This window comes from Hymenobacter puniceus (genome assembly GCF_014333525.1).
In the GTDB taxonomy this organism is placed as follows: domain Bacteria; phylum Bacteroidota; class Bacteroidia; order Cytophagales; family Hymenobacteraceae; genus Hymenobacter.
Genome location: NZ_JACSCX010000002.1, coordinates 646597 through 664633, shown reverse-complemented (window position 1 = coordinate 664633; position 18037 = coordinate 646597). Strand labels below are relative to the sequence as shown.

Sequence of the window (18037 nt, the reverse complement as noted above, 5' to 3'; positions counted from 1 at the left end):
TGCCATGGACTTTATCCGCTCCCTGCTTGCCATCCGCTACTACGCGGCTGTGGCGCTGCTGATTTACGGCGTATTTCTGTGGGCCGGCCTGAATGGCGTGCGCCTGCTCGGCGACGACAACGAAAACCCCGAAGGCAGCCGCACCACCGGCTCGCGCAGCGGCCACGCCCGGTTTTATCATAAGTAGCGTCTGGGCTTCACAGACCGTCATGCTGAGCGAAGCCGAAGCATCTCTACCTCTGGCTAATCAACCGGCAGTGCAACTAACAGCATTGCAACGAAGCGGTAGAGATGCTTCGACAAGCTCAGCATGACGGTCCTTCTTACCCCATCACTCCATCACTTCATCACCTCGATTCATGGAATACCTCAACTTCAAGCTCATTGCCGCGTCCGTTATCTATTCAGTATTGGGCATTCTGATTCTGGTGCTGTCGTTTGTTGTCATCGAAAAACTCTCGCCGCGCATGCTCTGGAAGGAGATTGTGGAAGAGCACAACACGGCTCTGGCCATTCTGGGCGCAGCGTTTATGATTGCCGTAGCGTTGATTATCAGCTCGGCCATTCATGGGTAACGCCACTGCCGAAGCGCCCGGATCGGTGCGGCGCGGCACGGCGCGGCAGGAGGCGCAGTCGGTGCTGCTGCTGGGCTCGGTGTTCGTGATTGCCACCTGCGGGCTGATTTACGAGCTGATTGCGGGCACGCTGGCCTCCTATCTGCTCGGCGACTCAGTCACGCAGTTTTCCACCATCATTGGGGCCTACCTGTTTTCGATGGGCGTGGGCTCGTGGCTGTCGAGGTACCTGGGCGGGCCGCTGCTGAAGTGGTTTATCCGGCTGGAAATTCTGGTGGGGCTGGTCGGCGGCTTTTCGGCGCCGCTGCTGTTCGTGCTGTTCGAGTATGTGGCCTCGTTCCGGCTGATTCTGTACGCGCTGGTAGGCCTCACGGGCATTCTGGTGGGGCTGGAGATTCCGCTGCTGATGCGGATTCTGGAAAACCGCTACGAGTTCAAGGACTTGGTGTCGCGCGTGTTCACCGTCGACTACATCGGGGCGCTGCTGGCGTCTTTGATTTTTCCGCTGGTGCTGGTGCCGCAGCTGGGGCTGATGCGTACGTCGCTGCTATTTGGCACCCTGAACGTGGTGGTGGCCGCCGTGGCGCTGTACCGCTTCCCCGAAACCCGCCCCTACCGCCGCGGCTTCGCCACCCTGATGGGCGTGGCGCTGCTGGCGCTGGCTTTCACGTTCGCTTATGCCGGCCGCATCCAGCGCTACACTGAAACCCTGGCGTTCCAGGATCAAGTGATTTACGCCAAAAGCACCCAGTACCAGCGCATCGTACTCACCAAAAACCAGCGCGAGCTGCGCCTATTTCTGAACGGCAACCTGCAGTTCAGCTCCCAGGACGAGTACCGCTACCACGAGGCCCTGGTGCACCCCGCCATGCAGGCGCTGCCCCGGGCGCGCCGCGTGCTGGTGCTGGGCGGCGGCGACGGCCTGGCGGTGCGCGAGCTGCTCAAGTACCCGCAGCTACGCATCCGCCTCGTGGACCTGGACGCGGGCATGACCCAGCTGTTTCGCCAGAACCCACTCTTGACGGCCCTCAACAAGCGCGCCTTTTTTTCGCCGCGCGTTGAGGTCATCAACGGCGACGCCTACCAGTGGGTGCGCCAGGATACCACCCGCTACGACTGCCTGATCATCGACTTCCCGGACCCAGCCAACTACTCTATCGGCAAGCTGTACTCGGCGGCGTTTTATCAGGAGCTACACCGGCTGCTGGCGCCGGGCGGCAAGATTGTGGTGCAAAGCACCTCACCCTACGTGGCGCGGCAGTCGTTTTGGTGCATTGCGCACACGCTGCAGGCGGCCGGCTTTCACACCACGCCCTACCATTGCTACGTGCCCTCATTTGGGGAGTGGGGCTACGTACTGGCCGGCGAAAACGCCCACTGGCGCCCCGACGCCGGCCCATTGCCGCGCAACCTGCGCTACGTCACGCCCGTCACCATCCGCCAGATGCTGGACTTCCCGCCCGACATGGCCGAAATCCCCACCGACATCAACCAGCTCAACAACCAAGCCCTAGTCCGCTATTTTGAGGAAGACTGGGGGCCATACACGCATTGAGTTTAAGGCTTGGGGAATAGCGCCTGGGGCCTAGGCGCAGGGCAGAGACGTAATGGTTGTAGTCTCGTCGTTGAACGGCGGCACAGAACGACCTACCTCAGCAATAACGATATAGGAAGACATACTTTAGTAACGGTGGCACAGAACGGCCTACCTCAGCACCAACGACACAAAACGGTTAACCTCAGCAACGTAGAACCTTCAACTATTGCATCTCTACCCCGTGCCTAAGCCCCAGGCCCTATTCCCTAAGCCCTAAACAAATGACTTCCCGCCGACACTTTCTGCAACGAGCCGCGCTAAGTGGAGCGGGGCTGCTGCTGGCGCCGCTGGCGGGGCTGCATTCCTGCGCGCCGGGCACCGGGCGCAGCCATATTCGGGGCAGTCTGCACGGCGCCAACCACGCCACCGGCCACCTTTTGCGCGCCCCGGCTCGTCTGCCCGCGCCTACCCGTACCCAAACCGTGGAAGTGCTGATTGTGGGCGGCGGCATTGCCGGCCTGGCGGCACGGCGCGAGCTACAGCGCCAAGGCATGCGCCCCGAGCAGGTGCTGCTGGTAGAGCTGGACGAACAGCCCGGCGGCAACTCCCGCGCCGGCCGCAACGCCAGCGCCGCCTACCCCTGGGGCGCCCACTACCTGCCCGTACCCGACCCACGCAACCACGCGCTATTGGGGTTTCTGCAGCAAGCCGGCGTCATTACCGGCCTTGACCCGGCTTCCGGCTTGCCCATCTACAACGAGTACCATCTCTGCCACGACCCCGAAGAGCGCCTTTACCTGCGCGGGCAGTGGCAAAACGGGCTGGTGCCGGAATTGGGCGTGCCCGCCGAGGAAAAACAGCAGATTGCCCGCTTCTTTCAGTTGATTGAAGAGCTGCGCCAGGCCGTCGGGCAGGATGGGCGCGACGCCTTCCGGATTCCGGTGCAGGAATGCTCCCGCGACCCACAGTTCCTACGCCTCGATGAGCAAACTTTTGACGCCTATCTGGATGCGCAGGGCTTCACCAGCCCGCACCTGCGCTGGTATCTCAACTACAGCTGCCAGGACGACTACGGCGCTACCACCACTCAGGTATCGGCGTGGGCAGGCTTGCACTACTTTGCGGCGCGCAAAGGCCGCGCCCACAACGCCACTGCCGCCGATGTGCTGACCTGGCCCGAAGGCAACGGCTTTCTGGCCGAGCAGCTGCGCCGCCAGGCCTCCTCCCCCATCCTGCCCAACACCGTCGCCTACGCCCTGCATGATACCGCCGAGGGCCTGGCCGTGGATTGCTACGACGTGGTACAGCACCGCAGCACCCGCGTACAGGCGCGCCGCGTCATCATGGCCACGCCGCTGTTCATCACCGAGCGGCTGCTGACCACGCTGCCCGCCGCCGCGCACCGCGCCCTGCCCTGCCACCGGGCGCCGTGGGTGGTCGTGAACCTAACCGTAGCGGAGCTGCCGCAGGGCCCCGGCCAGCCGCTTAGCTGGGACAACGTGCTCTACGGCACCGATTCGGTAGGCTACGTGAGTGCCCGCCACCAGGAGCTGCGCCAGCCCGGCCCCGAGCCGCTGGTGCTCACCTGGTACCTGCCGCTGCCCGCCGCCGACCCCATTGTGGCCCGCCGCCAGGCCTACCAAACCAGCTACGACGAATGGGTGCGCCGCGCCCTCACCGAGCTGGAAACCGCCCACCCCGGCCTCACGCCTTTGGTGCAGCGCGCCGACGTGTGGGTGTGGGGCCACGGCATGGTGGCGCCCACGCCCGGCTTCGTGTGGGGCCCGGCCCGGCCGGCCGCCGCCCAATCCTGGCAGCAGAAGCTGTTTTTCGCCCACACTGACCTGAGCGGCATGTCCATTTTCGAGGAAGGCTTCTACCAGGGGCTGCGCGCCGCCGGGGAGGTACTGGCGGCCAGTTAGCCCCGCCGACTTCCACCCACCAGCCTGTTCAAAAAGCCGTATTTTCGGTCACCTTCTGGTTTTCTGCCGCCATGCCCGTACTGTCACCGCCTGTCGTTGCGCCCCGCCGCCAGCCCTGGATTCGCTCCGCGGCGTTTGATGGGCTCTGGATTCTGGGGCCGCCGTTTCTGGCGCTGGCGGCAGTGGCGGCACTGCCGGCTGCGGCCCGCACCACCGCCCAGATGCCAGTGTGGGCCTGGGTGGCGCTGGTAGTGCTGGTGGACGTGGCCCACGTGTATAGCACCCTTTTCCGCACCTACTTCGACCGGGCGCGGCGGCAACGGTTCCGCACGCTGCTGTGGGCGGTGCCGTTGGGTTGCTACGCGGCTGGCGTGGCGCTGCATGGGTTGGGCGGCTCGCTGTGGTTTTGGCGGGTGCTGGCCTACGCGGCGGTGTTTCACTTCGTGCGCCAGCAATACGGCTTCCTGCGCCTCTACGCCCGCCACGAAACCGTCCCGCCCGCTGCCCGCCAGCTTGATGCCGTGCTCATTTACGCAGCTACGCTCTACCCGCTGCTGTGGTGGCACCTGGCGCCGGGACGCAACTTCAACTGGTTTGTACCCAATGACTTCGTGCAAACCGACTGGCCGGCCGGTCGTCGACTGCTGACTGTATTGTACTTGGTGCTGCTGACAACGTACGCCGCCAAAGAGCTGTGGCTGTGGCGCCGCAGTGGGTCTTTCAACTGGCCCCGCAACCTGCTGCTGCTCGGTACGGCCGCCTCCTGGTATGTCGGTATCGTGCTCTTCAACGGCGACCTGGCTTTCACGCTGCTCAACGTGGTGGCGCACGGCATTCCGTACCTGGCGCTGGTGTGGGCGGCCAGTGAGCCGGCCCCAGCTACCGCGCCGGCGGCCCACACCTGGTGGCACGGCCGCTACGGCGTGGCCTTGTTTATGGGCGTGCTGGTTGGGCTGGCGCTACTGGAAGAAGGCCTCTGGGATGGGCTGGTATGGCGCGAGCACCCCGCAGTATTCGGCTGGTTTCAGCAGCTGCCGGCCGTGTCAGGCTCCTTGGGCCTCACGCTGCTAGTGCCGCTGCTGGCGCTGCCCCAGGCCACGCACTATGTGCTGGACGGCTTTATCTGGAAGCGCGGCGCGTAGAACCAGTTATAAACACAACTGTCATCCTGAGCAGCGCGAAGGACCTCAACGCGCCTGAACAACTGCATTGAACAGGTATCCAAGCGTAATAAGATTCTTCGTGCTACTCAGAATGACAGCTATAAGGCAGCAGAAAATTACGCCACCTGAGCCAGCGGCTGCACCACTTCCGCGTCCAGGATTTCTATCACAAAGCCGCTGTCAGTTGCGTACAACTTGCGGTAGTACACCACCAGATTGCGGCCCCGGGGCGAGGTAACATTGGTGGCGCAGACGTCGCCGTAGGCTTTTTCCTTTTCTAAAAAAGGACGTAGCGCCTCCACGGTTTGCAGAAATTCTCTGGGCAAAATCCCCTGCTGCTCCTGCAGCTGGACGGCACTCACGGGGTACAGAAAACGGGTGTTGAAGACAATCATCGGGCAGAAATTTCAGGAGAAAAATGGCGCTTGGTTTTAACACCATTCTGCGTCCGGGAATTCCCGTTAAACCATTATCCCTCAGATAAATTACCGCCCCTCTCTTTTGCACTAAAACGCCCTTGCCTTAAGCCTGAAAATCCACCAATACAGCCGTGGAACCGCCTTTGTCGTCGTCGGTGACGAGCAACAGCTCGTAGCGGCCGGAGCTGAGGCGGCGGCGTACGGCTACGCTTTCCACCTTGCCGCGGTAAGGCTGGCCATCGGGCAGCACCAATTGCACGAAAGCGGCCGGTTTGGCGCCCGGCTGCCGTGCATCCAGCAGCCCCACGAAGCTGCCCAGCACGGCGCCGTCCAGCACGGCGTCCTGGGTGTCTTCCACCGAGGCCGTCACGAACAGCAGCTCCTCGAAGAACGTGCCGCCCGAAAAGCCGGCTGGGAGGCCTTCGATGGTTGGCAGTACAACGTGCGTGGCCTGTACGGGCGGCAGGTGGGGCGTGCGGTGGTGCAGGTAGTCCAGCACTGCCGCCAGCGGCAGTTGAAACAGCAGGTTGCCGGCTGCGGCGCCCACCGTGCGCTGAAACAACAGCAGGTTGGTGGCGTTGGCGGCGGCAGCTTCCAGGTTGAGCGTAACGCCCGCCGGCAGTAGCTCGCGCAGCCGCCCGTACAGCCCTGCCAGACTCACCGGATACACCGTGCTGGCTGCCTGCGCACCGGCCAGCGGCACCCAGAAGCCGCCTTCCCGCGCCGAAGTAGCACCCGAGCCAAACGCCAGCAAGCCCGTTTCGTGGGTGCGTGGGTCGGTGAGGGCTGTCAGGCATTCCAGGTCGGGCTTGAGGCTTTTGGCAATGCGGCCGGTGCTGAAGTGCGCCGTATCAAACAGCGTAAGGCGCTGGCCAGGCTGCAGCTCCGCGGCGTCAAACTGATACAGAAACGGCGAGTCGTCGCCGATAACGTACACAGTGCCACCCACTATTTCCACCCCCGACGCGGAAGGCAGGTTGAGCAGGTCGAGCTGGCGAAGGATGGTAGCGCGCATCTGGTAGGTTGATAGAATGGTGAGTTGGTGGAATAGCGTGGCAGTTGGTTTTCCGGTCAGCTGTCAATCCACCAACCCAACAATCCACTCATCCAGCTTACTTCACAATCGTAAATTCTACGCGGCGGTTGAGGCGGCGGGTTTCCTCTTTATCGTTGCTGGCGCGGGGCTTGCTGCCGCCGTACCCAATGACACTGAGGCGCCGCTCAGGCACGCCGCGCGTAATCAGGTAGCGGCGCACCTCGGCCACCCGATCCTCGGACAGCTTCTGGTTGAGGTCGGCGTTGCCCTGGTTGTCGGTGTGGCCTTCCAACCGAATATTGACCGTGGGGTTATCGGCCAGAGTGCGAGCCAGGCGGTTGAGCTCGGCGTAGGAAGCAGGCAGCATGGTGTATTTGCCCTGCGCAAAAATCAGGGTCGGGAGCTCCAGGCTGGAGCCCACGGCGGCCGGCACCAGCAGCAAATCGATGGTGCGCGAGCCGGTCATGCGCACCGTATCGGTGGCCGTGAGGAAGCCGGGGCTAGTGGCCGCCAGCCGGTAGCGGCCGGGCGGCAACGTCAACTGAAACGCGCCGCTGCCCGCTGCGCTGCGGCCCGTGGCATTGAAGGCAATGTCGTTGTCGAGCCGGATTACCTTCACCTCGGCCGCCAGCAGCTCGCGGGTTTTGGCGTTCAGCACGCGGCCAGTCAGCAAGGTGCGGGGCGCGGCAGCGGGCGGCGTCACGGCAACCACCGGCGCCGTGGAATCTACGGGAGCAACAACCGGTGGCACGCCCGCAGCCGTGCGGTAGAGGTCGGCAGGGCCGTTGGGTGTGCGGGCCGAGGCGTAATATGCTTGCTTGCCGTCGGGTGTGAGCGAGAAGTACGCATCGAAGCCGGGGCCGTTGAGGGGTGTGCCGAGGTTGCGCGGCTCGCTCCAGCGCGTCCAGGAGTCGTCGAGGCGGGTACTTACAAAAATGTCGGAACTACCAAATCCGGCGTGGCCATACGAGCTGAAATAGAGGGTTTTGCCGTCGGGCGCCAGCCAGGGCGCAAACTCGAAGCCCGGCGAGTTGATGCCGCTGCCCAGGCTGCGGGGCTCACTCCAGATGCCATCGGCGGCAGGCTGGCTCACATACAGGTCGTTGGCACCCTGCGAGTCGCTGCGCTCCAGGGAAAGCAGCAGCACCTTCTGGTCGGGCGACATGAAAAACGACGTGGCCGGGCCGGTGGAGTAGTAGTTAGAGATTTCCAGCGGCGAAGGCCGGTCGCCTTTGTCCAGGCTGCGGGCCACCAGCGAGGCACTTTCGTCGCGGAAGCTGTTGTCGCGCTCATACGTGCCGCGCACCAGCAGCTGGTTGCCTTGCGCCCCCACCACGGCCATCACGCCATTGTGTTGGGGCGTGTTGAGGGCATCGAGGCGGGTGGCCGGGCTCCAGGTGCGGCCCTCGTCAGCGGAAGTACTCACCCAGGCGTCGCCGGATTCGGTGTTGCCTTCGGTATTGCCAGCAAAGCGGGTGCGGGCAAAGTACAGCGTCTTGCCATCGGGCGCCAGCACAGGGTGCAGCTCGTTGGCGGGCGTGTTCAGGGCCGCTACCGGCTCCGGCGTACCGTAGCCGGGCTGTGAGGCATCCACGTTGAGGCGCAGCTTAAACAGGCGCCACTGCTGGGTGGCGCGGTTCTGGGGGCGCTGCACTACCACCGGCGTGCCATTAAACTTGTCGGAATTGGCAATGGCGGCGCACTTCTCGTTGCCGCGCACCACCAGCTGCACGCTGCCAATGGGGCCGCCGGGCACCAGCTTCCACTGCTGATAAAAGCTACCCGACCACGGCCGCTGCACAATGGGGGCGTTTTCGTCGGGCTTGTCCACGGTAAGGCATTTGCCGCTGTGGCGCGCCTCAATGCGGTAATACTCGCTGCCGGCCGCCACCCGTACAAAGCGCCATTGCTGGCTGTTGGGGTGCGTGAACTCCCACTGCACCACGGCCGCGCCGGGGTCCTGGGTGCCCTTGCTGACATCGAGGGAGCGGCCGCTGCTGCGGGCCACGATGCCATACCAGGCGTTTTCCTCGGGGGCCGTTTCGGTGTACTGGGCCCGAAGCGGGCCGGCACTCAGCCACGCAATCAAAAAAGCAACCAGGGAGAAACGCAACGACAACTGACTCATGGGCAACAGAACGGAAGGTAGGGCCCGCAAGTTAGGGCAAAACCCTCCGGCCGCCGAAAAGCAGCACGCCGCCCCCCTCTTGCGAGAGGCGCGGCGCGTTCATAGCAAGCGACGGGCGCTGGCTCGGCGCGATTACTGGGCGTTGTGGATATACTTGAACCGAACAAACCGGTCGTTTTCGTAGATGGCGGTGAAGTGGCCGCTGCTCTGAGGCTTTTGCTCGGCTTTGCGCTCGGGCTTCGGGATGGTAGGCATAGAAGTGGAAGGGTAGATTCCGGGCATCATACCAGGAACGTGACAGATGAAGGAGAGAATCTTTGAGGCCATGGTGCGAAGGTTAGTTTTCTACGTGCGGAGACATGAAAGCAGAACAATAAAACATGATGCAGAGACTATGGGCCCGGTTTCTGATCATCGTTTCAAATGTAAAGATATTCCCATTCAATTGAACGATGCTAAGGTATATTTTTTATTAAAAAAATGTAAATACCTGTTTTCCCGTATATGTTCCTCCGTATTAATCCGCATGCCTCTATCCGTGCCAGCACGGACATATGTCGCCAATAAAGTCATTCTACAGGCTCCAAATAGAGTATTCAGGCCGAGAGCTTCCCGTTTTAGGATAAGAGCCTAATAGCGTGCAGTAGTGCAGTGTACACAGCAAAAAGCCGGCTCGTCTCGTGGCTACACGAAACAATCCGGCTCTGAGGGCACTGCACGTAGGCTAGCTGATCAGCTTGTGGCGCAGGGCATACTGTATCAGGCCAACCACCGACTTGGAGCCTGTTTTGGTGAGAATATTTTTGCGGTGCGTTTCTACGGTTCGCTCACTGATGAAAAGCTCTGCCGCAATGTGGTGGTTGGAATATTCGCGGGCAATGAGCTGCAAAATCTCTTTCTCGCGGTTGGTCAATACTACCGGGCGGTCTTCGGCACCTGAGGATCGGCCATTTTTGGGAGCCTGCATATTCTGCAGCAGCATGGCGCCCACTTCAGGACTGAAGAAGGTACTGCCCGCCGCCACCGAACGAATGGCTTCGCTCAATTCTGCCTTGCTGGTGTTTTTCAGCAGATAGCCTACCCCACCGGCCTCCAGCACTTCCGTCACGGAAGCCAGGTCGTGGCACATGCTCAGGGCCAGCACCCGCACAGTGGGGTGGCGGCCCTGAATGAGCCGGGTAAGTTCCACGCCACTCATGTGCGGCATGTTCAGGTCGACGATGGCCACACTTATTTCGGGATGGTCGTGCAGGCAGCGGAGGGCGTCGGGGCCATTGGTTGCCTGAGCTACCACCCGGATATCGTGCTCCTGGCGCAGCAGCGTTTTAATGCCTTCTATGACCAGTTGATGGTCATCGGCCAGCAGCACATAAATGCTGGGTGGTGAAGGTAGCGGTTCGTTCATGACCAGAATAAAATCAGGCTCGTGGCACAGCCGCACCCTAACGGGCAGGCAGGCCATTTTCGGCCGTAAGCAGTCAGGCCTAGGAAGATACAATATTCCGCTTGTGTTATCCAGCTGTCAGTTGCTGTCAGGGCTGCCTAACCAGCGTCTGCCTTGCCAAGCGGAACTTCCACGGTGATGCTGGTGCCATGGCCAGGGCGGGAGTCAACGTACATGGAACCCGCCAGATAAGCTACGCGGGACTGAATATTGCGCAACCCCATACCGGCATCGGGCTGGCTGGCCTGCTTGGCGGGGCAAAATCCCACTCCGTTGTCTTCTATCAACACCGTCAGCTGTTGCGGCTGGCGGATAAGCTGCACGGAGAAGCTGGTGGCCTGGGCGTGCTTGAGAATGTTCTGCACCAGTTCCTGCACCATCCGAAACAAGGCCACTTCTATTGCCGGCTCCAGCCGATCTTCCAGATCCGGCGCCTCGAAATGAATCTGAAACCGGCTCACGCATTCTATTTTGTCGAGGAAGCTGCGCACAGCCTCCGCCAGCCCCCGCCTAATGAGCACGTAGGGCGCCAGGTTGTGCGAGATACCCCGGACTTCCCGCACCGACTCGTCTACGATGTCCAGGGCCGCCTTGAACTGCTGCCGCTGGCTTTTTCTGAGGATAGGCTCCAGCTCATTGCGCAGGGCTCCCAGGTTAAGCTTTACCACACTCAGTAGCTGGCCCAACCCATCGTGCAGGTCTGCCCCGATGCGCCTTCGCTCCTGCTCCTCGGCCGCCAGCACTTGCTCGGCCCGCAGTCGTTCCAGCTGCTGGCGTTCCTGCGCAAACGCTACCTGCTGCTGCAGCCGGCGCCGGTTCAGCAGCAGGTAGCCACCACCGATACCCCCCGCCAGCAGCAGCAGCGCCCCCCATATCCAATACTGTCGGCGCGCCGCTGCCGCCTGGCTGCGCTGCTCGGCCAGGGCCTGCTGCCGCAGATATTCACTGAAATCCAGGGCCTGCACCTGCACCTGGCGGCTATGGCTGAAGAGACTATCGCGCGTGGCGGCGGCCATCAGCAGAAACCGGTACGCCTGGGCGCTGTCGCGGCGGACAGCCATCAGCTGGGCCAGGTAGCCACTGGCCTCGAATACGCCTTTGGCGTAGCGTCCCTGCTGGCTGGCCAGCAGGGCCTGCCGCGCATAAACCAGCATCTGGTTGGGTTGCTGGGCCTGCGCCAGGCGGGCCAGCCCCAGGTAGGAGCGGCACAGCGCATAGGATACCGGCATCCCTTCCGACCGGGCAATGGAGTGCAGATAGTAGCGCCGGGCCTGCTGTGTTGCCCCGCGCCGGGCGGCAATGTCGCCTAGCAAGGATAGGTCACCGATTTCGCTGTGCCGGTCGTGGTAGCGCAGGTCGTAGCGGTACCCCTGCCAGGTGTAGTGCCACGCCGAATCCAGTTGCCCAAGCTCCAGATAAGCCTGTCCCACATTGCCCAGAATAGGAGTCAGCAACACATTATCGTGGCGCTGCCGGGCCAAGGCAATAGCCTGGCGGTAGTAGCGCAGCGCCGAGTGGTAGCGGCCCTGCTCGGCGTAGGCATAGCCCAGCGCGTTATCAGCATGGATAATGCCGCCTGCGTACGGAATGGCTTCGGCCAGATGCCGCGCCTGCAGCTGCGTTTGTACGGCCGTGGGGTAGTTGCCGCTTCGCAGAAAAGCCCACCCCAGCATGAGCAGCGCGCGGCACTCGCCGGTTTGAAAGTTGAGTTGCCGGGCCAGACGCAAACTTTGGCGGCCGTAGCGAACGGCCGCCAACGGGTCGTCGTCGGTTCGGTCCCAGGCCAGCAGTGTAAGCAGCTGCACCCGGGTGGTGTCGAGGCGGCTGGTGGCCAGCAAGCGAAGCAGGCTGTCGGCGCGGGCGCTGGGCTGCCGGGCGGCCATGCTGATGGCGGCGCTGCTACACAAAAGCCAAATTACAATGAATGATTCGCGCATAGCAGTGTAGGCGAGCTTACTACAATGGCTTCTTCCGCCGCCGCTCACCAAGCGGGCGTCCGGATAATAGCCAGCAATTCGTAACCTGTCAGGTAAGCCAGATGTGCCGTTTACACCCTTGGCTGCTACTTCCGCAAAGCCATGCGTAGCCGTGAAAGCCCGCGCAAGGCACTGCATTACAGAGTATATATACAACTTTCAAGATAAAAGCAAAAACCTGCCCGGCAACATTCCCCCTTTTTCCTCAGTACAAAGCAGCAGGCGAGGCCGCTACGGTGTTGCGCCTGCTCATCTGTTCTCACCTCTGCATCTGCCCCACCATGCGTAAAGGCACCACAGTAACCTGGAAATACGGCACCGGCACGGCCACCGGCAAAATCGAAGAAACGCACAAAGAAAGCGTCACGCGTAAGCTGAAGGGCGCCGACATCACCCGCAACGGCACCCCAGACAATCCGGCTTTCGTGATTGTGCAGGACAACGGCGACCGGGTGCTGAAGCTGCAAAGTGAGGTGAAAGCCGCCTCAGCCAGCGCCGACAAGTAGTATCTGCCACAATATAGACCACATAAAAAAGCCCTGCCAGGTGTATCTGGCAGGGCTTTTTTGTGGTAATAAGCCGGAGTATTACCGGTTGTTTTTGTCGGGCTCTATGAAGGCCTGCTCTTCCATTTCAGTGGGCATCACCACAATGCCTTTCTGCAGCATGGAGTTGCGCTTGCCATACAGGAAGTACACAATAAAACCGAGGATCATCCAGCCCAGAGCCACTTTCAGCGTGAACGAGTCGAGGGCCAGAATCATGCTGGTGCACACCAGCACGCCCATCACAGGCACAAAGGGAAACGACGGCGACGATAGCGGCGCCCGGAACGGACGGTGCTGCGTGGGGTCGGAGCGGCGCATAATCCAGATACCAGCCGACACCAGCACGAAGGCCAGCAGCGTGCCGAATGAGGTCAGGTCGCCGGCCAGCGAGCCAGGCACGAAGGCCGCAAAGCCCCCCACAAACACCAGCAGCGCCAGGTTGGACTTATACGGCGTGTTGAACTTCGGGTGCAGCTCGGAGAAGGCCTTCGGCATCAGGCCGTCTTTGGCCATCGAGAAAAACACGCGGCTCTGGCCCATGAGCATCACCAGAATTACCGAAGAGAAGCCCAGCAGAATAGCCAGCGTCACGGCCGTACCCAACCACTCGTAGCCGGGCATATGCGCCTTAATGGCGTAGGTTACGGAAGCCTCACCGCCCAAAGCCGGATCAGCAAATTCGCGCCAGTTGGCCACGCCCGTCAGCACGTGGCCGAACAGGATGTAGAGCACAGTGCACACAGCCAACGAACCGAGGATACCGATGGGCATGTCGCGCTTGGGGTTCTTGGCTTCCTGGGCTGCGGTGCTCACAGCATCAAACCCGATGAAGGCAAAGAATACGATGGCCGCGCCACCCAGAATACCGCCCCAGCCGTGCTTGTTCCAGGCTGTATACTCACGCACAACAGTACCGGCGGCGTTTTTCACGGGCTCGGCATTTTCAGGAATCAGGTAGGGCGTGTGGTTGGCGGGGTTGATAAACTGCCAGCCTACCGCAATGAATACCAGCACGATGGCCACTTTCAGGAACACCACAATGGCATTGAACATAGCCGACTCCTGGGTGCCTTTGATGAGCAGCAACGACAGCGCCACAATCACCAGCAACGCCGGCAGGTTGATGAGGCCGTGTTGCGTAACGCCATCTACCACAGCACTTTCGAAAGGAGAGTGGCTCAGATTATACGGTACACTGGTGCCAAAGACCTCTAAGAGCTTGTTCAGGTACTCGCTCCAGGCAATGCTCACGGTGGCGGCCCCCAGGGCGTATTCCATGATGAGGGCCCAGCCGATAATCCAGGCCACAAACTCGCCCATGGTGGTGTAGGCGTAGGTGTAAGCCGAGCCGGCAATCGGAATCATGGCGGCAAACTCGGCGTAGCAGAGGCCGGCAAATACGCAGCCGATAGCGGCCACGATGAAGGCCAGCGTAACACCCGGCCCGGAGGCCTGCGCAGCCGCAGCCGCCGTACGCACAAACAGGCCAGCCCCAATGATTGCGCCCACGCCAAGGGCTACGAGGTTGCCGGCGCCCAGCGTGCGCTTCAGCGTGCCGTGCCCGGTGGAATTAGCCTCGCCCAGCAGCTGGGCCAGCGGTTTTTTGGCGAAAATATTTGCCATACAGGTTTGGAGAGAGAGGAAAATGTAGAGGTGATACAATATTACCAACGGCCTGCAAGCCGTTGCGAGGCCCCGAATATAGGCGTTTCTGTGCTTGCCAAGCTAGCAGCTTACGATTAGCTGGTGCGGCAGGCACCAGATTAAACTCCGGGTGCCGCTACTACTCCAACTGGCCATAACCACACCCATAGACTTCCTTATCATGAAAAAGCTGCTTGTCCTGCTTGCCGCCGCTCTGGTATCGGCCAGCACTACTTCCGCCCAAACCACTACCGCTCCCACTTCCCGCATGGGTGCCGAACGCCTGCAGGACGCTGCCCGCACGCCCGAGCAGCGCGCCGACCTGCAAACCAAACGCCTCACCCAGCAGCTTGGCCTCTCGGCCGAGCAAAGCGCCAAAGTGCAAACCATTACCTTGGCTGAAAACCAGGAGCTGCAAGCCCTGCGCGGCAAATATGCCGCCGCCGAAAATCGCCAGGGTGCCGGCCAGGAACTGAAAGCGGTGCAGGAAAAATACGACACTCAGCTGCAAGGCGTCTTTACAGCCGAGCAGTATGCCCAATACACAAAGCTGCGCGAAGACCGCACCGACAAGCGCAAAGCAAAAATAAAGGCAGGCCGCCTGAACCGAAAAAGCTAGCTACAGCTTCGTAGCACCAAAAATCCCCGGCCACCTCTGGCCGGGGATTTTTTTTATTCGGCAACCCGCTGCGGCCCCCACCAGTTGTTTCTGCAGCCTGCCACTTAGCGGCCAGCCATGTCCGCTTCTGCTTGTTCCACTTACCTTCGGGTCCTATATTTGAAGAAGTACGCCCCTGCGGCGTACTCCACCACATCCTCCACCTCATGAGTCCTCTGCCCAGTAGTACCGGCTCGGTACAAATTCAGCAGTTCTACGATAAAGGCCTGGCCCACGCCAGCTACGCCATCCGCAGTGGCCGCCAGGTAGCCATCATCGACCCGGCCCGCGACCCGCAGCCCTACTACGATTTCGCCGACGAGCACGACGCCAAAATCGTGGCCGTTATTGAAACCCACCCCCACGCCGATTTCGTGAGCAGCCACCTGGAAATCTCCCAGGAAACCGGCGCCACCATCTACGTCAGCAAGCTGGTGAAAGCCGGCTATGCGCACGAAGCCTTCGATGACGGCGACCGAATCACGCTGGGCAGCATCGAGCTGCATGCCCTCAACACGCCCGGCCACTCGCCCGACTCCATCAGCGTGCTGCTGATGGATGAGCTGGCCCAGACCCGCGCCGTATTCACCGGCGACACGCTGTTTGTAGGCGACGTGGGCCGCCCCGACCTGCGCGAGTCTGACCTGGTAGGCGGCCACAGCCGCGAAGGCCTGGCCGCCCAGCTCTACCACAGCACCCGCGAGAAGCTTATGACGCTGCCGGCCACTACCAAGGTATACCCGGCCCACGGCCCCGGCTCGTTGTGCGGCAAAACCACCAGCACCGACCTCGACAGCACCATCGGCAAGGAAGTGAAAACCAATTACGCCCTGCAGCCTATGTCGCAGGACGAGTTCATCAGGGTACTGCTCGAAGACCAACCCTTTATGCCCAAGTACTTCGGGCATGATGTGGTGCTTAACAAAGTAGGCGCGCTGCCTTTTGAGGACAGCATTCGTGCCGTACCGCGCCTGTTTCCGGATGCTCATCTGGAGTCCGGCGTGCTGCTGATTGACACCCGCCCGGCCGCCGAGTTCCGGGCCGGCCACCTGCCCGGCGCCATCAACCTGATGGACGGCGGCAAATTTGAAACTTGGCTAGGCTCCATTATCGGGCCTGACGAGCCGTTTTATCTGCTGGCCGACTCGCAGATTGCCCTGGATACCGTTATTCGTAAAACAGCCAAAATCGGCTACGAAGGCAACGTGCGCGGTGCAATTCTTACGCCACGCGACATGCCCGCTACCTCGCCTGCCGTGGACGTGGAGCAGGTACGCCAGCAGCCCCAGGATTTCACCATCGTGGACATCCGCAACCGCCCCGAAGCCCAGCAGCCTGTCTTCGACAACGCCTTGGTGATTCCGCTACCCGAGCTGCGCGAGCGGGCCCACGAAATTCCGACCGATAAGCCCGTACTGGTGCATTGTGCCGGCGGCTACCGCTCGGCGGCCGGCACCAGCATTGTGCAGGCAGCCTTGCCAGGCGCCACCGTGTATGATTTGGGAGAAGCCATTACGTCATTTCAGCCTCAGGCAGTTCATTAACCTTTCGCGCTGAAATTCATTACGGTGAAACGCAGAGGTTCGTGGAGGTTTTTCTCTGCGGACCTTTGCGTTTTTCTTAGGTACCCCTTCGCGGGAACCAACTCCTGGCTCGATTTCCTTACCACAGCATGCGCGTACTACACACCGCCGACTGGCACTTGGGCCAGCGTTTCATCCAGGGCCACGAACGAACCGATGAGCACCGTCATTTCCTGGATTGGCTGGTGACAACCATTCGGGAGCAGCAGGTGGAAGTGCTGGTCATTGCCGGCGACATTTTCGATACCGGCTCGCCTTCCAACCAGGCGCTGGAACTGTACTACTCTTTTCTGCTCAGCATCCGTGGCACCGGCTGCCGCGACATTGTGGTAGTGGGCGGCAACCACGACTCGCCGGCCACCCTCAATGCCCCGGCCCGGCTGCTGCGCCACCTGCGCGTGCACGTGGTGGGCTGCGTACCCGACTGCTTCGACGACCAGGTGCTGGTACTGGATGATGCCGCCGGCCAGCCTGGTTTGGTGGTGTGTGCCGTGCCCTTCCTCCGCGACCGGGACGTGCGCCTCTCGGTGCCCGGCGAAACCGCCGAGGAGCGCGAAGCCCGTATCAAGCAAGGCATTGCCGACCACTACGCCCGCCTGGCCGAAATAGAGCAGGTGTGGCAACTCAAAGACCTGGGCTTGCCTGTGCTGGCCACCGGCCACCTCTACGCCGCCGGCGCTGCCCCCTCCGATTCCGAGCGCACCATCCACGTAGGCAACCTGGGCCAGGTGACGGCCGAGCACTTCCCCAGCGTATTCGACTATGTGGCGCTGGGCCACCTGCACCGGCCGCAGCGGGTGGGCGGCCGGGAGCACATCCGCTACTCAGGCTCGCCTATTCCGCTGTCATTTTCGGAAATTGATCATCCAAAGGAAGTGGTGCTCCTCGATTTTATTGGCGGCAAGCTGACCGGTCTGCAAAGCCTGGCCGTTCCCGGTGCCCGGCGGCTGGTGCGCTTTCATGGCACGTTGGAAGAAGTAACGCAGAGCCTCACCGCATACAACAACGCCGGCTTCCTGCTCCCGGCCTGGGTTGATGTGCAGGTACACTCCGAACTCACCCAGTTGGAAGTGGCCGACGCCCTGCTGCAGGTGATTCAAAATCTGGACCGGCAGCAGCTGGAAGTACTGGCCCGCCGCCACCTGCGCCTGATCAAGCTCCGCGCCCTCGGCGCCGATGCCGAACCCAACGAGCCCCTCACGCCCAGCCTCCACGATTTCACGGAGCGTGAAGTATTCAGCCAGCGTCTGGATGCCGAGCCCGAAGCCAGCCGGGCCGAGCTGCTGCGCACGTTTGATGAGCTGTTGGAGCAACTGTAACGAAGCCAAACAGGGCTTCCACATTGTATTGGCTCAGATGGACCACGTATAGCGGCGACAGTAATAGGTCGTCAGATTCGCTCTT

General features: G+C 61.6%; 16 protein-coding genes. 9 read left to right on the top strand and 7 right to left on the bottom strand.

What is annotated here, in order from left to right:
* Nucleotides 1-4: 4 nt before the first annotated feature.
* The 5 genes from H8B14_RS07945 to H8B14_RS07925 all read left to right on the top strand — a co-directional run bounded on the left by H8B14_RS07945 (nucleotide 5) and on the right by H8B14_RS07925 (nucleotide 5176).
* Nucleotides 5-187 carry a hypothetical protein gene (locus tag H8B14_RS07945; protein ID WP_187315079.1) on the top strand — a complete coding sequence of 61 codons (183 nt, stop codon included), beginning with the start codon at nucleotides 5-7 and terminating at the stop codon, nucleotides 185-187.
* 172 nt (nucleotides 188-359) lie between these two features.
* Nucleotides 360-575 (top strand): DUF350 domain-containing protein, encoded by a 216-nt coding sequence (locus tag H8B14_RS07940; RefSeq protein ID WP_187315078.1) that lies wholly within the window; start codon nucleotides 360-362, stop codon nucleotides 573-575.
* The gene (locus H8B14_RS07935; RefSeq protein ID WP_187315077.1) at nucleotides 568-2130 is read left to right on the top strand and encodes a polyamine aminopropyltransferase; all 1563 of its coding nucleotides are present in this window, start codon (nucleotides 568-570) and stop codon (nucleotides 2128-2130) included. The genes H8B14_RS07940 and H8B14_RS07935 overlap by 8 nt, the downstream gene beginning before the upstream one ends.
* Nucleotides 2131-2393: 263 nt before the next feature.
* On the top strand, nucleotides 2394-4034 hold the full coding sequence (locus H8B14_RS07930; RefSeq protein WP_187315076.1) for an FAD-dependent oxidoreductase: 1641 nt from the start codon (nucleotides 2394-2396) through the stop codon (nucleotides 4032-4034).
* 71 nt (nucleotides 4035-4105) lie between these two features.
* Nucleotides 4106-5176, top strand: coding sequence for a hypothetical protein (locus H8B14_RS07925; RefSeq protein ID WP_187315075.1), 1071 nt, complete (start codon nucleotides 4106-4108; stop codon nucleotides 5174-5176).
* 137 nt (nucleotides 5177-5313) lie between these two features.
* On the opposite strand, the gene H8B14_RS07920 is transcribed toward H8B14_RS07925, so the two are convergent.
* The 6 genes from H8B14_RS07920 to H8B14_RS07900 all read right to left on the bottom strand — a co-directional run bounded on the left by H8B14_RS07920 (nucleotide 5314) and on the right by H8B14_RS07900 (nucleotide 12161).
* Nucleotides 5314-5592 (bottom strand): hypothetical protein, encoded by a 279-nt coding sequence (locus H8B14_RS07920; protein ID WP_187315074.1) that lies wholly within the window; start codon nucleotides 5590-5592, stop codon nucleotides 5314-5316.
* A 127-nt stretch (nucleotides 5593-5719) separates the two neighbouring features.
* The gene (locus H8B14_RS07915; RefSeq protein ID WP_187315073.1) at nucleotides 5720-6631 is read right to left on the bottom strand and encodes a DUF6929 family protein; all 912 of its coding nucleotides are present in this window, start codon (nucleotides 6629-6631) and stop codon (nucleotides 5720-5722) included.
* A 97-nt stretch (nucleotides 6632-6728) separates the two neighbouring features.
* Nucleotides 6729-8780 (bottom strand): RICIN domain-containing protein, encoded by a 2052-nt coding sequence (locus tag H8B14_RS07910; RefSeq protein ID WP_187315072.1) that lies wholly within the window; start codon nucleotides 8778-8780, stop codon nucleotides 6729-6731.
* A gap of 132 nt (nucleotides 8781-8912) precedes the next feature.
* The gene (locus tag H8B14_RS21055; protein WP_261989933.1) at nucleotides 8913-9035 is read right to left on the bottom strand and encodes a hypothetical protein; all 123 of its coding nucleotides are present in this window, start codon (nucleotides 9033-9035) and stop codon (nucleotides 8913-8915) included.
* Between the two features lie 469 nt (nucleotides 9036-9504).
* Nucleotides 9505-10185, bottom strand: coding sequence for a response regulator (locus H8B14_RS07905; RefSeq protein WP_187315071.1), 681 nt, complete (start codon nucleotides 10183-10185; stop codon nucleotides 9505-9507).
* A gap of 137 nt (nucleotides 10186-10322) precedes the next feature.
* Nucleotides 10323-12161: an ATP-binding protein gene (locus H8B14_RS07900; protein WP_187315070.1), complete on the bottom strand. Its 1839-nt coding sequence runs from the start codon at nucleotides 12159-12161 to the stop codon at nucleotides 10323-10325.
* 320 nt (nucleotides 12162-12481) lie between these two features.
* Here H8B14_RS07900 and H8B14_RS07895 point away from each other — a divergent pair, with 320 nt between their 5' ends.
* Nucleotides 12482-12706, top strand: coding sequence for a hypervirulence associated TUDOR domain-containing protein (locus tag H8B14_RS07895; RefSeq protein WP_187315069.1), 225 nt, complete (start codon nucleotides 12482-12484; stop codon nucleotides 12704-12706).
* An 81-nt stretch (nucleotides 12707-12787) separates the two neighbouring features.
* Here H8B14_RS07895 and H8B14_RS07890 read toward each other — a convergent pair whose 3' ends face one another.
* Complete coding sequence (locus tag H8B14_RS07890) at nucleotides 12788-14371, bottom strand: amino acid permease (protein WP_187315068.1); 1584 nt, start codon at nucleotides 14369-14371, stop codon at nucleotides 12788-12790.
* A 202-nt stretch (nucleotides 14372-14573) separates the two neighbouring features.
* Between H8B14_RS07890 and H8B14_RS07885 the strand changes: the two genes are divergently transcribed.
* The 3 genes from H8B14_RS07885 to sbcD all read left to right on the top strand — a co-directional run bounded on the left by H8B14_RS07885 (nucleotide 14574) and on the right by sbcD (nucleotide 17952).
* On the top strand, nucleotides 14574-15011 hold the full coding sequence (locus tag H8B14_RS07885) for a hypothetical protein (RefSeq protein WP_187315067.1): 438 nt from the start codon (nucleotides 14574-14576) through the stop codon (nucleotides 15009-15011).
* A gap of 206 nt (nucleotides 15012-15217) precedes the next feature.
* The gene (locus tag H8B14_RS07880) at nucleotides 15218-16594 is read left to right on the top strand and encodes an MBL fold metallo-hydrolase (RefSeq protein WP_187315066.1); all 1377 of its coding nucleotides are present in this window, start codon (nucleotides 15218-15220) and stop codon (nucleotides 16592-16594) included.
* Nucleotides 16595-16722: 128 nt separating this feature from the next.
* Nucleotides 16723-17952 carry an exonuclease subunit SbcD gene (gene sbcD / locus H8B14_RS07875; RefSeq protein WP_187315065.1) on the top strand — a complete coding sequence of 410 codons (1230 nt, stop codon included), beginning with the start codon at nucleotides 16723-16725 and terminating at the stop codon, nucleotides 17950-17952.
* The last annotated feature ends 85 nt before the right edge of the window (nucleotides 17953-18037 follow it).